This is a genomic window from Sporomusa sp. GT1, from assembly GCF_014634905.1.
Classification (GTDB): Bacteria; Bacillota; Negativicutes; order Sporomusales; family Sporomusaceae; genus Sporomusa; species Sporomusa sphaeroides.
Genome location: NZ_BMBX01000090.1, coordinates 1 through 305, shown reverse-complemented (window position 1 = coordinate 305; position 305 = coordinate 1). Strand labels below are relative to the sequence as shown.

1 rRNA gene is annotated in these 305 nt (G+C 49.2%); it reads left to right on the top strand.

Annotation, left to right across the window (positions count from 1 at the left end):
• Positions 1-305: ribosomal RNA gene (locus GT1_RS21970) — 23S ribosomal RNA — on the top strand; the annotation flags it as partial.

The window sequence follows — 305 nt, the reverse complement described above, 5'->3', positions numbered from 1 at the left end:
GAAGCATGACCGTAAGGACATGTGGACTGATAAGAAGTGAGAATGCCGGTATGAGTAGCGAAAAGACAAGTGAGAATCTTGTCCACCGAAAGCCTAAGGATTTCTGAGGAAGGATCGTCCGCTCAGAGTAAGTCGGGACCTAAGCCGAGGCATAAAAGCGTAGGCGATGGACAACTGGTTAAAAATCCAGTACCACCTAGAGTCGTTTGAGTGATGGAGTGACACAGCAGGGTAGATGAGCGCGAGGATGGAAAGTCGCGTCTAAACTTGTAGGGTGCAGAGTAGGCAAATCCGCTCTGCGAAAA